This is a genomic window from Pseudomonas taiwanensis (genome assembly GCF_013393345.1).
Classification (GTDB): domain Bacteria; phylum Pseudomonadota; class Gammaproteobacteria; order Pseudomonadales; family Pseudomonadaceae; genus Metapseudomonas; species Metapseudomonas resinovorans_C.
The window spans coordinates 69,767-88,186 of sequence record NZ_QJRF01000077.1 but is presented as its reverse complement, the minus strand read 5'-3'; the positions used below and the strand labels follow the sequence as shown (position 1 = coordinate 88,186).

The following is an 18,420-nucleotide window of genomic DNA, read 5'->3' as shown; positions in this document are numbered from 1 at the left end:
GTCGTTCGTCACATTTCACTAGATTAAGGGACGGCTCTGTCGCGAGCCTTTCGGGCGCCCAACCGGAATTTAACTTCACATTTAATTTCACATTCTCTGCCCTGATCGGAAGCTGATAACCGATTTCCAGAAAACAACGAGTTGACAGCTGCTGACCGGGAGCTAACAAAGCAAGAGGCGCGGAGCGAGGTCGCTGGTGATGAGGGGCCTCACAAAGTGAACAGCCTGTCCCAGTCTCTCCGGGCGAGCTCCCGACATGCCTTTAGGGCACCGCCAAAGCACCTTGAGGATGCCCTCGCCATCCGTGTCTCAGATTCGTACGTGATGGGAAGTCCATCCTGGTCGAGCAACGCGCCGCGAGCTCCGATCAGCAACGCATGAGCTCCAACGACATCATGTGCCGACACCGGGACAAGGGACGCGCCTGCGACCGCGTCGCCCGCGGCTACACGGGCAAGGCGGTAGGCGATGCTCGGCATTGGAATGAATTCGGCAGGTGCACAGAGTTCAGCATTGAGTTCTGGCCTTTTGGCAGCGGCGGTGCTCACCAGCACTTGGCTGCCAGGGCTTAAATCGAGCTGATCCAGTCGGGCCTGTCTTATTTGGCCGTTTCGAATGACACCGCCAAGCCCCTCTGCCCAGGAGATGCAGTCGGGGCCAAGGGCGGGGGGTGACCGGTGCGTAGACCACGCCCAGAATGGGGATAGCGTTGCGTAAAAGACCGACTGAGACAGCTGAGCCTTTTCTGCTCAACAGGAAGTCACTGGTGCCGTCATTGGGATCGACGACCCAGCAGTACTTGTGATCGGTGAGGCGACTCCCGGTTTCCTCGCCCCAGAAGTCGCAATCCAGAAGTGCCAGAAGGCCTCGACGCAGCTCTGCTTCGATTTCGGCGTCGACTTCTGCCTTATCGCCATGACCTCTCGGCCCGCCTTGGCGGGCCCACTCTGCAATCAATAGTTTTCCAGCCGAAAGCACCAGTTCCGTGACTGACCTCAGCAAGTCTAAGCGGTCCATAGACCCTACCAGCGCCTCCAACCCGGTCAGATTGTCGGAGCTTAGCCCCTGCTCCGCGTTGCGGCGACATGGAACACCTCGGGAGGTGCGATCCCTCCTACCGGCATTAGGCCGCCAGTGGGCGTTATGAGGTCAGTCATTTTTGACAGTCCAGTAGGATGGCTGCCAATTTGCTGCAGAGCCTACCCCACAAGTGGCCATCCGAAGGGCAGCTAGTGGGGCGGTAAGTGGGGGTTGAAGCAAAAAATGGGGAGATACCAAGCGTTGCTGGGAGCTTTTCCTCGATCAGTCCTTGCAAAAGCACTTCAGCGCGAGTGGGGTAATGCCGCAGCAACTGGTTAGCCATGCCGCGCATTTCTTCGCTTACCGACAAGTCCCGTTCTAACTGCTTCAAGAACTCGTGGGTTTGTATGACTGCGCGGGTTCGCTCATGAGGCATCGTCATGTGACAACCTCCTCTTAACGATTCGTTTTTCATCAGCCAAAAAACAAACCCCCTGGTGCGCAGTGCGGGAAACATCCCGCCCGAGGCGTGGGGGTTATGGTCTAAACGGATGTTATTTGGCTGATCCAGCGCCGTCAACACGCCTCTGGCAAATGCACCAATGCTTGATCGAACAACGTCCTTGATGCGCCATGGCGGATCGGATCAGATAGGCATGGAACAAAAAAACGGGTCATCGCCGCCGTTTTTGGCCTACAGCTCGTCTTCTATGCGTCCTTCACGCAGGATATGGCGCAGCGGATCCGTAGCTTCCCTCCGCATTTCCTCACTTTGGCCTGTGCCTCGGGCGAGGTTCTCAAGAAATCGATGGGCCGTGGATCACGGCACGTGTGCGCTCATAAGGGACGGTCATGGGCGCAACTCCTCCTGGTGCTACGGTCTCTATCACCAACGGGCTATTTAGCCCAGTTTGTTGTCAGCCACGGCTGGATAGACGGTTCGCCATTGCTCCCGTGGAACTCCCGCCGAATAGGCATTCTCGTAGTACGTAACACCCGATTCGAGGTGGTAGGCATAGCATTTCCGCTTGCCGTGGTCTGACACTGAGATTGCCTCGAGAGCGTCCATTTTCCAATGACCGGTACCGTTTATGTGTCCGGGGCTGACCAACTGAACCTCCCTGAGGTCCCAGCCATGGGGGCCGGCCGCTGCCAATTCGAGAAGATCACACACGCTGTAGATGAGCAAAACAGTGGGACGGGTCGAATCCTCTTCTCGATCGAGTGCATCCACATGGAAATACGGAAAGGACGTGAGGTACTCGACGTATCGCCAGGAATGGCCGCCTTTGATGAGGGCGCCGACGGGGATCTCTGCGTGCTCGAAGGTCATGAACATGTCGGCTTCCTCCTAAAATGCACATCATAACGTGTAGCCTTAAAGTGTGCGCTAGCGCTTTATCGTTCCTTTTGCGGATATGGCAAATGGAACTGAACACAGCATTCGGGCTCATCCTCCGGCAGGCGAGGAAGGTTGCAGGCAAGACCCAGGAAGATTTCTCAGAAGTAAGCGGCAGAACTTACTTGAGTGCCCTTGAGCGGGGGCTTCAATCACCGACTTTAGAAAAGTTGGATGACCTTAGCAGGTCGCTGCAGATCCACCCCGTTAGCCTTTTGGCTGCCAGCTATTTGATTAAGGACTGCATGCCAGTCGACGACCTTCTGATCATCCTGAAGCGCGACCTGAGGGCTCTGGGCGTAGAGGGTATCTAGATTTCAGTCGGGCGCTGACGTTGAGGCATACCTAAATCGCCCGGGCGGCTGAGAGCGCTGGCCGATCGGTGGCCTGTCGTCAGTGTTCCTTCAGAACCGCCCGGAGAGAGTGGTGTGGCGTCAGTAGGTAACAGTCACAGGAGCGTTCGTTTGAGTACGAATCTGATCACGAAGCAAGGCCATGAAGCATTAAAAGGGGAGTTGGATCACCTGTGGAGGGTCTATCGCCCGGAAATCACCCAAAAGGTGGCTTGGGCCGCCTCCCTTGGGGATCGCAGTGAGAATGCGGACTACCAGTACAACAAGAAGCTGCTGCGAGAGATAGATCGCCGTGTTCGCTACCTGCGCAAGCGCTTGGAAGACATGCGGGTCGTCGAGTACGCCCCTGAGCAGGAAGGCCGTGTCTTTTTTGGCGCTTGGGTGGAGATCGAAAATGAAGAGGGGGAGGTGAAGCGGTTCCGCATCGTCGGTTATGACGAGATCTACGGTCGCAAGGACTACATCTCAATCGACTCGCCAATGGCGAGGGCGCTTCTCAAGAAGGAAGTGGGTGATGAGGCCATCGTGCGCACGCCCCACGGCGAAGCCTGCTGGTGGATCAACGTCATCGAATACGAGAAATAGTACGAAGATTCTGGTATGCGTACTATTTGTAATATATTGATTATTAATAATTTTTCGCTTTTTAGTATGTGCCCTGGGGGCACAACTCATTTTCGGCGTTCTCGGAGCGGTCGCCCTGGGCAGCCGCTTCACTCACGGCTTGCGTGACCTTGGGGCGGCGTACGTGCCAAAGCTCATGAAGCTCGGCGCGCAGTCGGGCCTCGCCTTCCGGGGTGATCAGAGGGGTTCCGGCGGTGCGGGGCGGGCGATAACGGCTCATGGCGGTCCTGCGGGGTTCTGGAAGGCGAAGCCTATCAAGCTTCGCGCAGGACCGTCAGTGGGCTGGCGTTGAGCGCGCGACGCGTCCCCATCACGCCTGCCGAACCCACGAGCAGGGCACCTAGCAATGGCAGCAGGAGCAGCCAGGGATGGGGTTGCCAATCCAGGTCGAAGGCGAAGCGATAGAGCAGGGCGCTGACCAGTTCGCAGCCCAGTGCAGCGAGCAGGCCGCTGCAGGCGCCGAGCAGGGCGAACTCCGCACGACGGGCTTTCAGCAGCAACTGGCGCTCGGCGCCCAAGGCGCGCAGTAGGGCGCCTTGGCGGATGCGCTCGTCCAGCGTGGATTGCAGCCCGGCGAACAGTACGGCCATACCGGCCGCGAGGACGAAAAGCAGCACGAACTCCACTGCCAGGGTGACCTGGGCGAGGATGCTGCGCAGCTGCGCGAGGATGGCTTCCACCTGCAGCAGGGTCACCGCCGGGAAGGCACGGGACAGTTCCACCAGATCGCGGTCATGGCGTGGCGGCAGATAGAAGCTGGTGAGATAGGTGACGGGAAGGTCGGACAGGGTGTCCGGCGCGAAGATCATGTAGAAGTTCGGCTGGAAGTTGTCCCAATCCACCTCGCGCAGGCTGGTCACTTCGGCGTCGCGTTGCAGGCCACCGACGCTGAAGCTGAGCTTGTCGCCCAGCTTGAGGCCAAGGCTTTCGGCAAGTTTGGATTCGACCGAAACGCCCGGCAGGGCGGATTTGTCCAGGTCGCTCCACCAGTGCCCGGCTACCAGGCGATTATCGCCGGGGAGCTCGGCGGACCAGGTCAGGCTGAGGTCGCGCTGCACGGCGCGTTCGCCCTGGGAGTCCTTGCTCACCAGTTGGCGTACCGCTTCTCCGTTAATGGCCGTGAGCCGGCCGGGCACTACCGGATAAAGCGGCGAAGGATGTGGCGACAGGCTGGCGAGGCGGCTGGCGAAGGCGTCTTTCTCCGCCGGCAGCACGTTCAGGGCGAAATGGTTGGGCGCGTTCTCGGGTAGCTGGTTCTGCCAGGTGTCCAGCAGTTCGCCCCGAAGCAATGCGATCAGCGCCATGGCCAGCAGAATCAGGCCAAAGGCGAGGGACTGGCCGGCTGCCGCCAATGGGTGGCGCAGCAGTTGGCCAAGGCCGAGTCGCCAGGGCAGGGTGGCGTTGGCCAGGGCCTTGCGCAGTCCCTTCAATCCGGCCAGCAGCAGGCCGCCCAGCAGCAGGGCCGCGATCAGGCCGCCACCGAGCAGGGCGAGCGTCAATTTCAGGTCCAGGCTCAGTCGCCACATGATCAGGCCGAGGGCCAGCAATGCCGCTCCATATATAAGCCAGGCACTTGGTGGCAGCGGTAGCAGATCGCGGCGCAGGACGCGCAAGGGTGGCACCCGGCCTAGCGCGGCCAGCGGCGGCAGGGCGAAACCGGCCAGGGCGAGCAGGCCGGTGGCGATCCCGGCCAACGCGGGTACCAGGCCGCCGTCAGGAATTACTGCAGGCAGGAGTCCGCCCAGCAATTCGAACAGCACGACCTGCGCCAGCCAGCCGAGCAGGGCGCCCAGTGCACTGGCAAGCAACCCCAGCAGAGCCAGCTGCAGACCAAATAGAAGGAGGGCTTCGCGGCGGGACAGGCCAAGGCAACGCAGCAGGGCGCTGGCGTCGTAACGACGTGCGGCGAATCGGGCCGCAGACAGCGCCACGGCGACACCGGCGAGCAATACGGCGGCGAGGCTGGCGAGGTTCAGGTAGCGCTCGGCGCGACCAAGGGCGCCACCGATCTGGCGGTTGCCTTGCCTGGCATCTTCCAGGCGCTGGTGCGCTGCCAGGCCGGGTTCAACCTCCATCCGGTATTGCGCCAGCGCTTCATTCGAACCCCTCCACAGTTCCCGGTAACGCACCCGGCTGCCGGGTTGCACGATGCCGGTGGCATCGAGGTCATCCAGGCTGATCAGTACCCGTGGGGTAAGACTGTAGAAGTCACCTGCACGGTCGGGTTCATAGGTGAGCACGCGCGTCAGGCGCAGGGTTTTCTGCCCGACATCGATACTGTCGCCGGGCTTGAGGTTCAGCGTTGCGAACAGCCTCGCTTCTGCCCAGGCTTCGCCCGCTTTCGGGCCGCTACCGGTGGTTTCCTCGCCATAGGGCTGTGCGGCGCTCTTCAATTCGCCGCGCAGCGGATAGGCTGCGTCGGCGGCCTTGACGCTGGAGAGCTGGATACCGTTGTCGGTGGCGATAACGCTGGAGAATTCCACCGCGCTGGCATGTTTCAGGCCCAGCCGGATGCCGCTTTCGACTTGACCGGCGCTGGCCGGTGACGAGCCGCTGAGCAGGAGATCGGCACCGAGGAATTCCGTGGCACGCAGCAGCATGGCGCCATTCAGGCGGGCGCTGAAGTAGCCGATCGCACTGCTGGCGGCGACGGCAACCAGCAGGGAGAAGAACAGCACCCGCAATTCGCCGCTGTGGGCATCGCGCCACAGTTGGCGGGCGGCCATCGTCAGCAGGCGAGCGAGTGGCAGGCGTCGCATCAGGGCTCCACCTGTTCGACCAGGCGGCCGCCTTCGAGGCGGATAAGGCGGCGGCAGCGATGCGCGAGGCGTTCGTCGTGCGTCACCAGCACAAGGGTGGTGCCGCGCTCCTGGTTGAGTTGGAACAGCAGATCGCTGATGCGCTCGCCGGTGTGGCTGTCGAGGTTGCCGGTGGGCTCGTCGGCGAACAGCACATCGGGTTCGGCGGCAAAGGCGCGGGCAATGGCGACGCGTTGCTGTTCACCACCGGAGAGCTGGCGCGGGTAATGGCTGAGGCGCTGACCCAGTCCGACCCGTTCGAGCAGGTGGCGAGCACGTGAGCGCGCATCGCGGTTGCCTTCCAGTTCCAGCGGCAGCATGACGTTTTCCAGGGCGTTGAGGTTGTCCAGCAACTGGAATGACTGGAAGACGAAGCCAACATGCTCGGCGCGCACCCGGGCCCGCTGGTCTTCGTCCAGGCTCGACAGGGCGCGCCCTGCCAGGTGCACCTCGCCGGCGCTGGGCAGGTCGAGCCCGGCGAGCAGGCCGAGGAGGGTGGATTTGCCGGACCCGGAGCTGCCGACGATGGCCAGACTGTCGCCCTTGCCGAGGTCGAAGGAGAGGTCGTGCAGGATGGTCAGCTCGCCTTCCGCGCTGGGAACCACTTTGCTAAGGTTCCGCGCATCGAGAATGCTTGCGCTCATGGAGAATCCAATGCGTGCCTGGTTGTTGGGCGGCTGCCTGTCACTGTTGCTGTTGGCGCAGGAGGCCATGGCGGGGACCGTGCTGGTCGTCGGCGATAGTATCAGCGCTGCTTTCGGGCTGGAATCCAGCCAGGGATGGGTCTCGCTGCTGGAAAAACGCCTTGCGGAAAAGGGCTACGAACAGCGTGTGGTGAATGCCTCCATCAGCGGTGACACCAGTGCTGGCGGGCTGTCCAGGCTGCCGGCGCTCCTGGCCGAGCACAAGCCGGAGCTGGTGATCATAGAGCTTGGCGGCAACGATGGACTGCGTGGTCAGCCACCTGCGCAATTGCAACAGAATCTTGCCGCCATGATCGACAGCGCCAAGGCGCAGGGTGCTTCCGTGCTGCTGCTCGGTATGCGTCTACCGCCCAACTACGGCGCGCGCTATACGACGGCATTCGCCAATGTCTATAACAGCCTGGCAGCGGAAAAACAGGTGCCGCTGGTGCCCTTCTTCCTCGACGGGGTCGGGGGCGTGCCTGAAATGATGCAGGCCGATGGCCTTCACCCTCGCGCGCAGGCCCAGCCACGGCTGCTGGACAACCTCTGGCCGACGCTGGAACCCATGCTCTGACGCTTTTCCCGGGGCTCGCTTTCGGCTAATGTTGCGCACCCTCCCTGGAGTCCTCCATGCCGCGCCCCGCCTGGTCCCTGTTTGGCTACAAAGTCATTGAGCCCGACGAGCAACTCGACCTGTTCGCTTGCCGCGAGATTCGCCTGCACCTGGTGGCGCGACAGCTTGAACTGGACGGCTTCGCGGATCGGACTCTTTGCGGCGGTTTGCTGCCAGCGCAGCCGCGCTGGAGTAGCCTGGAACAGGAGTTGCTGCGTGATCGGCGACTGTGCTCCAACTGCCGTTCCACCCTCGATGCACACCGCAAGGGGCAGCACTCGGTCTGGTCGGAGGCCTGAGGGCTCCCGGCGCGGCGCGCGCCGGTGTAGAATTCTGAGTCTTTTAATCAGTCAATTTGCCAAGGATTCCCGGATGTTGCCGCGCTTTACAGCCGTCGCCCGCTCCCTGTCGTTAGCGTCCCTGCTGGTGGCGGGCCCTGTCGTAGCCCTTGAGCTACCCCTGCCGCCGCCCGGCGAAGATATTGTCGGCCAGGTCCAGGTAATCAAGGCCAAGTACGAAGACACCTTCGCCGATATCGGTGTAGCCAATGACCTGGGTTACCTGGAGATGGTCGCCGCCAACCCTGGCGTCGATCCCTGGCTTCCCGGCGCGGGCACCGAGGTCATCCTGCCGACCCGCTATATCCTCCCGGCCGGGCCGCGCGAAGGCATCGTCATCAACCTTGCCGAATACCGGATGTACTACTTCCCGAAAGGGCAGAACGTGGTGCATACGTATCCGCTGGGTATCGGTCGTGAAGGCTGGGGCTCGCCGATTGCGCACACCACCATTACCGCCAAGACCTCCAACCCGGCCTGGTATCCGCCGAAGTCGATCCGCGAAGAGCATGCAGCTGATGGCGATCCGCTTCCTAGCGTAGTGCCGCCGGGTCCTGACAATCCCCTGGGCCCGTTCAAGTTCAAGCTGGGCGTACCGGGCTACCTGATTCATGGCTCGAACAAGAAGTTCGGTATTGGCATGCGCGTCAGTCATGGTTGCTTCCGCATGCTGAACAACAACGTTCTGGCGCTGGCCGCCATGGCGCCGGTGGGCACTCCGGTGCGCATCATCAACGAGCCCTACAAGTTCGGCGTGAGCGGCGGCAAGGTCTACCTGGAAGCTCATGCCCCGCTGGATGATCATGGTGATCCGTCCGTAGTGGACAAGCACACTGCCGTGATCAATGCGCTGCTCAAGCGCGAAGAGTTGGTCAACACCATCCGCCTGGATTGGGATGTGGTGCGCGAAGTAGTCGCGGCCGAGGACGGCCTGCCGGTAGAAATCGCCGAGCCCAACTCGGCGGTTGCGGCCACTATCCCCAATACCGAGCTGTAAGCGCCGGTCGTTTCAAGGAAGCCCGCTGAGCGATTCGCCAGCGGGCTTTTCTTTTGCCCGTGAATTGGCGATGCAGCGGCGATTGAAAGTAACTCGGAACAGAAGGGGGGAAAGTGCGGGCAATAAAAAAGCCGACCCAGCGAACTGGATCGGCTCTATAGCCCGAGAGCTATTACTTGCGGCTGGCTTTTTCCAGCATACGCAGGGCGCGCTCGTTAGCCTCGTCAGCGGTCTGCTGGGCTTTCTGAGCGGCGGCCAGAGCTTCGTCAGCCTTGCGGTAGGCTTCGTCAGCACGGGCTTGAGCGCGAGCAGCTGCGTCTTCAGTCGCAGTCAGACGAGCTTCGGTTTCTTTGGATACGCTGCTGCAACCGGTGGCCAGAACTGCGGCCAGAGCCAGAGCAGAGAATTTCAGAACGTTGTTCATCGTGTTCCCCTTAAGGTGGACATTTCCATAAAGCAATTCCCCGAGCTTGGGAAATTAGCCGGCGTACATACTACCCATAACTTGTAGTAAGTAAACTGACCTTGTGCAAGGCAGGCACATTTTTTTCAGCTTGCCGGCTAGTTCACGAGCAACTAACGAGGTCGCTGATCAAAAAACGGTCAGGCTGATTGTTCTTTGATCAGTCGAAATTCCAAGTGTAGGCCCTGCCCGGCACTCTGGGCCCTTTCCCTCCCATAATCTGACAAGCGTTACCTCGAGCCAGGGCAAGGGCATTCGTGCGCAAATCGTGCATTGAAAAGGGAACTTTTTCAGAGAACCGTGAATTATCACTCTCTATACAAAGAGCGGCCGTAGTAGTGCCTGTGGGCCGCTGATAAGCTTGCACGGCTTCCGATATCCGTAGCGAAGCGCAGACTTCAAGGACGTCACTATGTCGAAGATTCTCAAGTGGGGAGTGCTCTCGGTTCTGGCCGTGGGGTTGATCATCAAGTTGTCACTTTGGTGGTCGGTCAGATCGATCATGGATGACGCAATCAGCAAGTTGTCACCGATGGTGGATATCACCTATGGCGGCATTACTTCTTCCTTCGATGGCCGGGTTGGCCTCGAGAACCTTCAACTTCGCGTCCCGGTCATGGGAGATAGCCTGCATGTGCAGCAGGCTGAACTGAAGTTCAAGAGCTTGCGCGAACTCCTCAGCTTCAAGGAACGGCTTGCCGAGGGCAAGTTTCCCGAGCAGATGGCGCTCAGCCTGAAGGGCATGGCGCTGGAAGTGCACGGGCCGTTCATGCAGCAGCTGTACAACACGCCCGCCGAGCGCAGTGTATTCACCGCAATGAGCGAAGTGGCGTGCGGCACGGTGCGCAATATCGGCACTGACGAACTGCTGGAGATGGGCTATCGCACCCTCGAGTCCGACGTCGAGTTCTCCTACCTGTTCCAGCCGGGCGCGCAGAAGCTCAACCTGAACCTGACTTCCGATACCCGGGACATGGGCGAGGTGCGTCTCAGCCTGTCGTTGTCTAACATGTCGGAGAAGCCGGGCGACCTGCGGGTCAATCCGCCGCAACTCTCCAGCGTGATCTTCGAGTTGAATGACAACCAGTACCAGCGCAAGGTGCAGCAGTTCTGCGCCGGTAAGCTTGGTCAGACGCCGGACCAGTACCTGAAGGGCGCGGTTCAGCAGTTCGATACCGCACTGCGGAGCCAGAAGGTCGCCCTCGGGCAGTCGATGCTGGATGCTTATGGACGTTACCTGAAGGACCCGCAGTCGCTACGCGTCGAACTCACCCCGAGCGAAGGCATGGCGTGGGATGGCCTGCAGTTCTTCGAGGCCAAGGATGTGGTTGCCATGCTGCGTCCGGCGGTATTGGTGAACCAGGAGCTGGTCCAGCCGGTCGAATTCAGCTGGGTTGACCCCTCGGCTGCGCGCAACGAGCAAGTTGCAATGGAGAAGGTCACCGCAGAACCGGAAAACGATGGCGACGGACGTGCCGTGCAGCAGTATGAGTTCGTCAATGTTGCCGACCTGCCGGGATATGCCGGCAAGCGACTGCAGTTCATCACCTTCGATGGCGCCTATTACCAGGGTGTATTACACAAGGTGGAGAACGGGAAGGCGTACCTCAGCGTGCAGTTCGGTTCCGGCACGGCAGAAATGTTCCTTCGGTTGGAAAAGATCGATAAGGTACGCGTAAGGTTTTAGATCCTCAGAGGAGTAGTGATGAGCGAGGCATTGTCCATCCACCATGACCAGGCTGGTCATCAGTTCGAGACCACCGTGGAAGGTCATCGTGCATACCTGGCCTATATGGACCTGGGTAAACAGACGTTGGACATCTATCGCACTTTCGTGCCAAACGTCCTGCGCGGCCGCGGGATTGCCGCAGCATTGACCGAGTCGGCCCTGGAATATGCCGAGGACCACGGCTACACCGTGATCCCATCCTGCTCCTACGTCGAACGCTATATCGAGCGACGTCAGCGTCAGGCCCAGCGCAACGGCTGAGCTTATGCGCAAAGAAAAACGCCGGGCAATTGCCCGGCGTTTTCGTTTCCAGCTTTCGATCAGCGCTGGCGCTTGGGCAACACGTCCTTGAGCTTGGCGTGCATGCTGCGCAGGGCTTTCTCGGTGGCTTCCCAGTCGATGCAGGCGTCGGTGATGGACACGCCGTACTTCAGCTGGTCGAGGTCTTTCGGGATCGACTGGCTGCCCCAGCCCAGGTGGCTTTCCACCATCAGGCCGACGATGGAGTTGTTGCCTTCGAGGATCTGGTTGGCGACGTTGTCCATCACCAGCGGCTGCAGGGCAGGGTCCTTGTTGGAGTTGGCGTGGCTGCAATCGACCATGATGTTCGGGCGAATGCGCGCCTTGGTCAGTTCCTGTTCGCAGATGGCGACGCTGACCGAGTCATAGTTCGGCTTGCCGTTGCCGCCACGCAGAACCACGTGGCCATAGGCGTTGCCCTTGGTGGTGACGATGGACACGCCACCTTCCTGGTTGATGCCGAGGAAACGGTGCGGGCTGGAAACCGATTGCAGGGCGTTGATCGCTACGGTCAGGCTGCCGTCGGTGCCGTTCTTGAAACCGACCGCCGACGAAAGGCCGGAAGCCATTTCGCGGTGAGTCTGGGATTCGGTGGTGCGGGCGCCGATGGCCGACCAGCTGATCAGGTCCTGCAGGTATTGCGGGGAGATCGGGTCCAGGGCTTCGGTGGCGGTGGGCAGGCCCTTTTCGGCCAGGTCGCGTAGCAGCTGGCGGCCGATGTGCAGGCCGTCCTGGATCTTGAAGGAGTCGTCGAGGTACGGGTCGTTGATCAGGCCTTTCCAGCCGACGGTGGTGCGCGGCTTCTCGAAGTACACGCGCATCACCAGGAAGAGGGTATCGGACACTTCAGCGGCGAGGACCTTCAGGCGGTCGGCATACTCGTGAGCGGCCTTGATGTCGTGAATGGAGCAGGGGCCCACGACCACGAACAGGCGATGGTCCTTGCCATCGAGAATATTGCGGACCACCTGGCGGCCATTGGCTACGGTGCCCAGGGCTTCATCGGTCAGCGGAATTTCGCGCTTCAACTGCTCCGGCGTGATCAGGGTCTCGTTGGAGGCAACGTTAAGGTCGTCGATCTGTAAATCAGCCATCGTGCTTTTCATCGTTCAGGTCGTCAGGTCACGGGTGCAGGCCGCCAGCGATCCCCGTTTGGCGGAGAGCACAGCAGTAAAAACGCGGCGGGGACGGGAACCTTAACGCTTTCCACGTAACCTCGACAATGGCGAATGCATGCGCCGAACGTGGAATTTGCACGAATTCAGACGGGGGCGAAGTCGGCCGCGTGCAGGGTGATCCATTCCTGCGCCACCTCTTCCGGCGCCAGGGCATGGCCAACCGTCTCCTCGCGCTGCTTGCGGTACTGTTCGATCAGGCAGATCTGCTCGACCATGCGTGCGCGGAACATGTTTTCTTCATCGGTGAACGCGATGCCGATCATGTAGTCGTCGACCTGCTTGCGGCACCAGGCGACGGTCCCGGAAAAGCGTGCCTGGTCGCCCAGCAGCGGGATGCACAGTTCGATGGAGGTGCCGCGCCGGAACGCCCGGACGGAGTTGCATGCCACCCCACCCAGGCTGATATCGTGCAGCCGCTGCGGGGGCATGTGCCTGCCCTTGCGCGGAACCAGCTCCACGGGCATCTCCGTGGGGTGACGCAGGAATTGACGCATGACCGCGAACTCCAGATGCCTCGAACCCGGCATCGCACCAGACACTATAGTGCCCGAGGTGGAACTGACTGACCTCGATGCCGATCGCCGCCTGCTCGACCTGCCCGGCACTTCACTGGTGATATTCACCAGTATCGGCTGCGCCAGTTGTCGCTGGGCTCGCGGGCATCTGCCGGGAGCCGGCCTGCCGGTGGACCGATTGTGCTGGATCGATGCCGGCAATAATGGTGGGCTGGTCGAGCGCTATGAGGTATTCCACCTGCCTGCGTTATTCGTGGTTCAAGATGGCAACTTCCATGGCGCGCTGCACTCCAGCCTGCGGCGCGACGATCTGACAAAGTCCCTGGAACGGGCCTTGGCCCGGCCGGCAGAGGAGCTTCCTTAAATGAGTACGAGCAAACCGCGTATCGGCATCATCGGTACCGGCGCCATTGGCGGCTTTTATGGTGTGATGCTGGCGCGTGCCGGCTTTGATGTGCACTTCCTGCTGCGCAGCGAATACGACGCCGTCGCCGCGCGCGGCCTCCAACTGAACAGTGCGGTGCACGGCGCCCAGGCGCTGTTCCCTGTCCAGGCCTACCGTGATGCCGCTGACATGCCGCCTTGCGACTGGCTGCTGGTAGGTGCCAAGACCACCAGCAATGCCGCGCTCTCGCCGGCCATTGCCCAGGCTGCTGCACCGGGCGCGAAAGTGGTGCTGCTGCAGAACGGCCTGGCGGTGGAGGACGAACTCCGTCGGCTGCTGCCAAGCTCGCTGCATCTGCTTGGCGGTCTCTGCTACATCTGCGTCCACCGCTCGGCGCCAGGCGTGATCGAGCACCAGTCCCTGGGTGCGGTGAACCTCGGTTATCACTCTGGTCCGGCAGTTGGCGACGCTGAACGTCAGGCGCTGACGGAGGAGGGCTCTGGTCTGTTCAAGGCTGCCGGTATCGATTCCGCGGCGGTCGCCAACCTGGACCAGGCACGCTGGCAAAAGCTGGTGTGGAACGTGCCCTACAACGGCTTGTCGGTGCTCCTGGATGCCGGCACCACTGCGCTCATGGGCAACGCCGATACGCGGGAACTGATCCAGGCGATCATGCAGGAAGTGGTAGACGCGGCGACCGCCATCGGGCATCGCATTCCGGATAACTTCGCTGCAAAGCTGCTGGCTTCCACCGATCGCATGCCCGACTACCTGCCGAGCATGTACCACGACTTCGCACAGAAGCGCCCGCTTGAACTCGGTGCCATCTATGAAGCCCCTCTGGCGGCGGCTGCAGCCATCGGCTTCGAGATGCCGCGTATCCGTGCGCTCTATCAGGCGCTACGCTTCATCGACGCACGCAATCAGGGCTGAGGGCGGACCTTCATGGGCAAGGGGCTGGGTGACAAGCTGGTATTGGCAATCTCTTCGCGGGCGCTGTTCGACCTCGACGAAAGCCACCGGGTCTACGAGGCGGAAGGCATAGAGGCCTACCGCCAATACCAGATCGACCATGAAGATGAAGTGCTCGCTCCTGGGGATGCCTATCCGCTGGTGGAGAAGCTGCTTGGCTTGAACGAGCAACTGGGCCACCAGCGAGTGGAGGTCATCCTGGTGTCGCGCAACAGCGCTGACACTGGCCTGCGGGCGTTCAACTCCATCCAGCACTACGGCCTCGGCATCTCCCGCGCCGCCTTTGTCGGGGGCCGCAGTCCTGAGCCGTATCTGCGCGCCTTTGGCTGTCACCTGTTCCTGTCTACCCATGCCGAAGACGTGCGTCGCGCCCTGCAAACCGGATACGCCGCAGCCACCATCCTCTCTGGAGGACCGCGCCGCGCCGCGAGCAACGAGCTGCGGATTGCTTTCGACGGCGACGCGGTGCTGTTTTCCGACCATTCGGAGCGCATCTACCAGACTGGCGGCCTCGAGGCCTTCCAGGCCCACGAGCGCGATTCGGCGCGCGAACCGCTGGACGGTGGGCCCTTCAAACCTTTCCTTTCGGCGCTTAACCGGCTGCAGCAGGAGTTCCCGCCGGAGGCCTGCCCGATTCGCACGGCGCTGGTAACCGCGCGCTCCGCACCGGCACATGAACGGGTCATCCGTACCCTTCGCGATTGGGATATCCGGCTGGACGAATCCTTCTTCCTCGGCGGGCTGGAAAAGGCCGCCATCCTCGAGACCTTCGGCGCGGATGTGTTCTTCGACGATCAGGCCGGGCACTGCGAAAAAGCCCGTGATGTTGTGGCTACCGGGCACGTGCCGCATGGCGTGAGCAACGAATCGCAGTTGTGACCAGGTTCTGCGCCAGAATTGCCTGCGCATCGGCGATGCGTCGTCAAAAATCGCTTCGGAATACTCATTAACAGCTCGTTAACTCCGCTTCCTCAGCGATTTTTTCCTCGCCTGACCATCGCTCGACGACTTTTCGTACAGAACCTAAGCTCTGGTGAGGCCAGCCATGCAAGGCGGTAGGAGGCCTCATGATTCGCTCCATTCTCTATGCCACGGACCTCGGTCTCTATGCCCCATATGTTCTGCAACACGCCCTGTCTCTCGCTCGCGCCTACAACGCCCAACTGTATGTAGTCCATGCGGTGGAGCCCCTCGGGCTGTTCGCCGAATCGGTGCTGCAAACCTATCTGGACGACGACACCCTGAAGGAGCTGCGGGCCAAGGGGCTGGGCACCGTGATGTCGAGTATCGAGCAGCGGGTGCTGGAAGGATTTCGCGATGAGATGGGCGAGGCCGTCCAGGATCTGGACATGATCCGCGCGGTGCGGGTGGTCCAGGGGGACCCGCCACTGGTCATTCTCGAAGAAGTGCAGAAGCTGTCCGTGGACCTCCTCGTCGTAGGAAGCCACAGCCACGGGACTTCGCTGGATACACCGCTGGGTCGTACGGCTGCCAGATTGGTGCAGCTTTCCGAGGTGCCGGTGTACCTGGTGCCGATGCTCCAGCATCGCGGACACAACGACTTCTGATCACCGCTGGTCGCTGGTTGTGCAAAGCGCAAAAAAACGTCTAGTTTTATTCAGCAAACCATTAATATGGTTATAAACGCCGCCGACATCCTGCGGCGTAATCGCTTTGAGGATTGCCTATGAAGCTCCAGCAATTGCGCTACATCTGGGAAGTAGCGCACCACGACCTTAACGTGTCCGCTACTGCCCAAAGTCTCTACACATCGCAGCCGGGCATCAGCAAGCAGATCCGTCTGCTGGAAGACGAGCTGGGCGTCGAGGTTTTCGCTCGTAGCGGCAAGCACCTCACCCGTGTCACTCCGGCCGGTGAGCGCATCATCACCACCGCGGGCGAAATCCTGCGCAAGGTCGAAAGCATCAAGCAGATTGCCCAGGAGTTCTCCAACGAGAAGAAAGGCACCCTGTCCATCGCCACAACCCACACCCAGGCGCGCTATGCACTGCCGCCGGTGATCGGTGGATTCATCAAGCAGTACCCGGATGTCGCCCTGCACATGCACCAGGGCACGCCCATGCAGATTGCGGAGATGGCTGCCGATGGCACCGTCGATTTCGCCATCGCCACCGAAGCCCTGGAGTTCTTCGGTGACCTGGTGATGATGCCGTGCTACCGCTGGAACCGCTGCGTCATCGTTCCTCAGGGCCACCCACTGACCAAGTTGCCCAAGCTGACCCTCGAAGCGCTGGCCGAACATCCCATCGTGACCTACGTGTTCGGTTTCACCGGGCGCTCCAAACTGGACGAGGCGTTCAGCCATCGCGGCCTGACTCCCAAGGTGGTCTTCACCGCGGCCGACGCCGACGTGATCAAGACTTACGTTCGCCTGGGGCTGGGTGTTGGCATCGTCGCGAAAATGGCGGTGGACCCCAAGCTCGACAGCGACCTCGTGGTGCTGGACGCCAGCGAACTGTTCGAGGCGAGCGTGACCAAGATCGGCTTCCGTCGCGGTACTTTCCTGCGCGGTTTCATGTGCGACTTCATCGAGAAGTTCGCCCCGCACCTGACCCGCGACGTCCAGGCTCGCGCCGTGCAGTGCCATAACAAGGCGGAGCTGGATGAACTGTTCCACGACGTGGAGCTGCCGACCTACTAAGGGATACGGCAAGAAAAAGCCCGGCGGATGCCGGGCTTTTTTATGGGCGGTGCCTATGAATCATGAGGCTGGGAGCTGTTGGGTTTCGCTTCGCTCTCCCACAATCTACCGGCATTCCGAGAGGTCTCGTAGGTTGGGCTGAGCTCCGCGAAGCCCAACGCTTTGGCTGCAACCTACGACGATTGATCGGAGGCGGAGGCCTGCAGCACATCGCGGACAAAGGCCAGGAAGACGGTGTAAACCTGTTCGCGGCCATCATCATGTCGCACCACGAAGAACGGCGCGGTGTCCACGCCGTAGTGCTGCGCCGCCATCCAGCCGGCGCTGCCCGGGTTGCGCTCGTCGGCCACCAGGATACGGTCGATCCGCTGCAGGTGGCCGCCGCGCTCCAGGCGTTCCATCACATCCCGGCATTTGCGGCAATCCTGGCCATCGGCGAGGACTTTCTTGACCAGGGTGATGCGCATGGCTCAGGCCTTGCTGATCAGGTTGCCGGCGTGCAAGCCGCATTCCTTCTGGGTGGCTTCCTCCCACCACCAGCGGCCTTCGCGTTCGTGCTGGTTCGGCAGCACCGGACGAGTGCAGGGCTCGCAGCCGATGCTGATGAAACCGCGCTCGTGCAGTGGGTTGTAAGGGATCTCCAGCATGCGGATATAGGCCCAGACTTCTTCGCTGCTCATCTGCGCCAGCGGGTTGAACTTGTACAGCGGTTTGTCTGGAGTGGAGAAGGCGCCATCCACTTCCAGCACGGCCACCTGGGAACGGGTGCCCGGGCTCTGGTCGCGGCGCTGGCCGGTGGCCCAGGCCGTCACGGTAGAGAGCTTGCGGCGCAGCGGTTCGATCTTGCGGATGCCGCAGCATTCGCCATGGCCATCCTTGAAGAAGCTGAACAGGCCCTTTTCCTTGACGAAGGGTTCCAGCAGGCGCGGGTCCGGCGACAGCACCTCGATGGCAATGCCGTAGTGCTCACGGACCTGCTCGATGAAACGGTAGGTTTCCGGATGCAGGCGGCCGGTATCCAGGCTGAACACCTTGACGTTCTTGTTCAGCTTCCAGGCCATGTCGACCAGGACGACGTCCTCGGCGCCACTGAAGGAAATCCACAGGTCGTCGCCGAAATGCTCGAAGGCGAGCTTGAGAATGTCCTGGGGGGACTTGCTGGCGTAAGCCGTCGCGAGTTCGGCGACGTCGAAGGGGTGGCTCATCAGGCAGGCTTCCTTTTAGGGGTGGCGCTGGGCGCGCTCTATGGCGCGCATATTAACAAAGGGGGAGTTATGCCCCTAAATAACCAACAGGAAGTACCACTGTGATGTTTGGGTATAAGTGCCGCGTTGCACGGTCCCGGTCGAGTCGTTAGAGTGCCGCCTCCAATCAAAAGCCATGCGGGG

General features: G+C 61.2%; 21 protein-coding genes and 2 pseudogenes. 12 read left to right on the top strand and 11 right to left on the bottom strand.

Annotated elements, in window-relative coordinates; genetic code table 11:
* Positions 1-209 precede the first annotated feature (209 nt).
* From DM872_RS29015 to DM872_RS29010, 3 genes and pseudogenes are all read right to left on the bottom strand, one after another.
* Positions 210-1,017, bottom strand: a pseudogene (locus DM872_RS29015) (inositol monophosphatase family protein).
* 136 nt (positions 1,018-1,153) lie between these two features.
* Positions 1,154-1,456, bottom strand: coding sequence for a BPSL0761 family protein (locus DM872_RS30770; protein WP_306296703.1), 303 nt, complete (start codon positions 1,454-1,456; stop codon positions 1,154-1,156).
* Between the two features lie 465 nt (positions 1,457-1,921).
* Positions 1,922-2,359 carry a hypothetical protein gene (locus tag DM872_RS29010; protein WP_179062633.1) on the bottom strand — a complete coding sequence of 146 codons (438 nt, stop codon included), beginning with the start codon at positions 2,357-2,359 and terminating at the stop codon, positions 1,922-1,924.
* A gap of 86 nt (positions 2,360-2,445) precedes the next feature.
* Here DM872_RS29010 and DM872_RS29005 point away from each other — a divergent pair, with 86 nt between their 5' ends.
* Both DM872_RS29005 and greB read left to right on the top strand, forming a co-directional pair.
* Positions 2,446-2,733 carry a helix-turn-helix domain-containing protein gene (locus DM872_RS29005; RefSeq protein WP_179062632.1) on the top strand — a complete coding sequence of 96 codons (288 nt, stop codon included), beginning with the start codon at positions 2,446-2,448 and terminating at the stop codon, positions 2,731-2,733.
* A 150-nt stretch (positions 2,734-2,883) separates the two neighbouring features.
* A complete protein-coding gene (gene greB, locus DM872_RS29000; protein ID WP_179062631.1) occupies positions 2,884-3,357 on the top strand; it encodes a transcription elongation factor GreB in 474 nt (157 codons plus the stop codon).
* 91 nt (positions 3,358-3,448) lie between these two features.
* Here the strand turns inward: greB and DM872_RS28995 are convergent.
* The 3 genes and pseudogenes from DM872_RS28995 to DM872_RS28985 form a co-directional block, all read right to left on the bottom strand.
* Positions 3,449-3,616, bottom strand: a pseudogene (locus tag DM872_RS28995) (transcription elongation factor GreB); the annotation flags it as partial.
* A gap of 34 nt (positions 3,617-3,650) precedes the next feature.
* Positions 3,651-6,155: an ABC transporter permease gene (locus DM872_RS28990; protein ID WP_179062630.1), complete on the bottom strand. Its 2,505-nt coding sequence runs from the start codon at positions 6,153-6,155 to the stop codon at positions 3,651-3,653.
* On the bottom strand, positions 6,155-6,838 hold the full coding sequence (locus DM872_RS28985) for an ABC transporter ATP-binding protein (protein WP_179062629.1): 684 nt from the start codon (positions 6,836-6,838) through the stop codon (positions 6,155-6,157). Before DM872_RS28985 ends, DM872_RS28990 begins: the two co-directional genes overlap by 1 nt.
* Positions 6,839-6,848: 10 nt before the next feature.
* Here DM872_RS28985 and DM872_RS28980 point away from each other — a divergent pair, with 10 nt between their 5' ends.
* The 3 genes from DM872_RS28980 (at position 6,849) to DM872_RS28970 (ending at position 8,828) form a co-directional block, all read left to right on the top strand.
* Positions 6,849-7,454: an arylesterase gene (locus DM872_RS28980; protein WP_179062628.1), complete on the top strand. Its 606-nt coding sequence runs from the start codon at positions 6,849-6,851 to the stop codon at positions 7,452-7,454.
* Positions 7,455-7,510: 56 nt separating this feature from the next.
* A complete protein-coding gene (locus DM872_RS28975; RefSeq protein ID WP_077522992.1) occupies positions 7,511-7,792 on the top strand; it encodes a hypothetical protein in 282 nt (93 codons plus the stop codon).
* 73 nt (positions 7,793-7,865) lie between these two features.
* Positions 7,866-8,828, top strand: a complete 963-nt coding sequence (locus tag DM872_RS28970; RefSeq protein WP_179062627.1) for a L,D-transpeptidase family protein — start codon at positions 7,866-7,868, stop codon at positions 8,826-8,828.
* Between the two features lie 172 nt (positions 8,829-9,000).
* On the opposite strand, the gene oprI is transcribed toward DM872_RS28970, so the two are convergent.
* The gene (gene oprI / locus DM872_RS28965; RefSeq protein WP_003448337.1) at positions 9,001-9,252 is read right to left on the bottom strand and encodes an outer membrane lipoprotei OprI; all 252 of its coding nucleotides are present in this window, start codon (positions 9,250-9,252) and stop codon (positions 9,001-9,003) included.
* Between the two features lie 451 nt (positions 9,253-9,703).
* Here oprI and DM872_RS28960 point away from each other — a divergent pair, with 451 nt between their 5' ends.
* A complete protein-coding gene (locus tag DM872_RS28960; RefSeq protein WP_179062626.1) occupies positions 9,704-10,978 on the top strand; it encodes a hypothetical protein in 1,275 nt (424 codons plus the stop codon).
* A gap of 18 nt (positions 10,979-10,996) precedes the next feature.
* Positions 10,997-11,281 (top strand): GNAT family N-acetyltransferase, encoded by a 285-nt coding sequence (locus tag DM872_RS28955; protein WP_077522986.1) that lies wholly within the window; start codon positions 10,997-10,999, stop codon positions 11,279-11,281.
* A gap of 59 nt (positions 11,282-11,340) precedes the next feature.
* Here the strand turns inward: DM872_RS28955 and DM872_RS28950 are convergent, their stop codons facing one another.
* Together DM872_RS28950 and DM872_RS28945 are read right to left on the bottom strand one after the other, a co-directional pair.
* Positions 11,341-12,414, bottom strand: coding sequence for a 3-deoxy-7-phosphoheptulonate synthase (locus tag DM872_RS28950; protein ID WP_179062625.1), 1,074 nt, complete (start codon positions 12,412-12,414; stop codon positions 11,341-11,343).
* 167 nt (positions 12,415-12,581) lie between these two features.
* On the bottom strand, positions 12,582-12,992 hold the full coding sequence (locus DM872_RS28945; protein ID WP_179062624.1) for a PilZ domain-containing protein: 411 nt from the start codon (positions 12,990-12,992) through the stop codon (positions 12,582-12,584).
* Between DM872_RS28945 and DM872_RS28940 the strand changes: the two genes are divergently transcribed.
* The 5 genes from DM872_RS28940 (at position 12,991) to cysB (ending at position 17,032) form a co-directional block, all read left to right on the top strand.
* Positions 12,991-13,377, top strand: a complete 387-nt coding sequence (locus DM872_RS28940; protein ID WP_077522948.1) for a thioredoxin — start codon at positions 12,991-12,993, stop codon at positions 13,375-13,377. The genes DM872_RS28945 and DM872_RS28940 overlap by 2 nt on opposite strands.
* On the top strand, positions 13,378-14,331 hold the full coding sequence (locus DM872_RS28935) for a putative 2-dehydropantoate 2-reductase (RefSeq protein ID WP_179062623.1): 954 nt from the start codon (positions 13,378-13,380) through the stop codon (positions 14,329-14,331).
* A gap of 12 nt (positions 14,332-14,343) precedes the next feature.
* Positions 14,344-15,249 carry a 5'-nucleotidase gene (locus DM872_RS28930; RefSeq protein ID WP_179062622.1) on the top strand — a complete coding sequence of 302 codons (906 nt, stop codon included), beginning with the start codon at positions 14,344-14,346 and terminating at the stop codon, positions 15,247-15,249.
* A gap of 188 nt (positions 15,250-15,437) precedes the next feature.
* Positions 15,438-15,938, top strand: a complete 501-nt coding sequence (locus tag DM872_RS28925) for a universal stress protein (RefSeq protein ID WP_077522945.1) — start codon at positions 15,438-15,440, stop codon at positions 15,936-15,938.
* A 119-nt stretch (positions 15,939-16,057) separates the two neighbouring features.
* Positions 16,058-17,032 carry an HTH-type transcriptional regulator CysB gene (gene cysB / locus DM872_RS28920; protein ID WP_077522944.1) on the top strand — a complete coding sequence of 325 codons (975 nt, stop codon included), beginning with the start codon at positions 16,058-16,060 and terminating at the stop codon, positions 17,030-17,032.
* Between the two features lie 173 nt (positions 17,033-17,205).
* Here the strand turns inward: cysB and DM872_RS28915 are convergent, their stop codons facing one another.
* Positions 17,206-17,499: a hypothetical protein gene (locus DM872_RS28915; RefSeq protein ID WP_179062621.1), complete on the bottom strand. Its 294-nt coding sequence runs from the start codon at positions 17,497-17,499 to the stop codon at positions 17,206-17,208.
* 3 nt (positions 17,500-17,502) lie between these two features.
* Positions 17,503-18,237 carry a phosphoadenylyl-sulfate reductase gene (locus DM872_RS28910; RefSeq protein WP_179062620.1) on the bottom strand — a complete coding sequence of 245 codons (735 nt, stop codon included), beginning with the start codon at positions 18,235-18,237 and terminating at the stop codon, positions 17,503-17,505.
* Between the last annotated feature and the right edge of the window lie 183 nt (positions 18,238-18,420).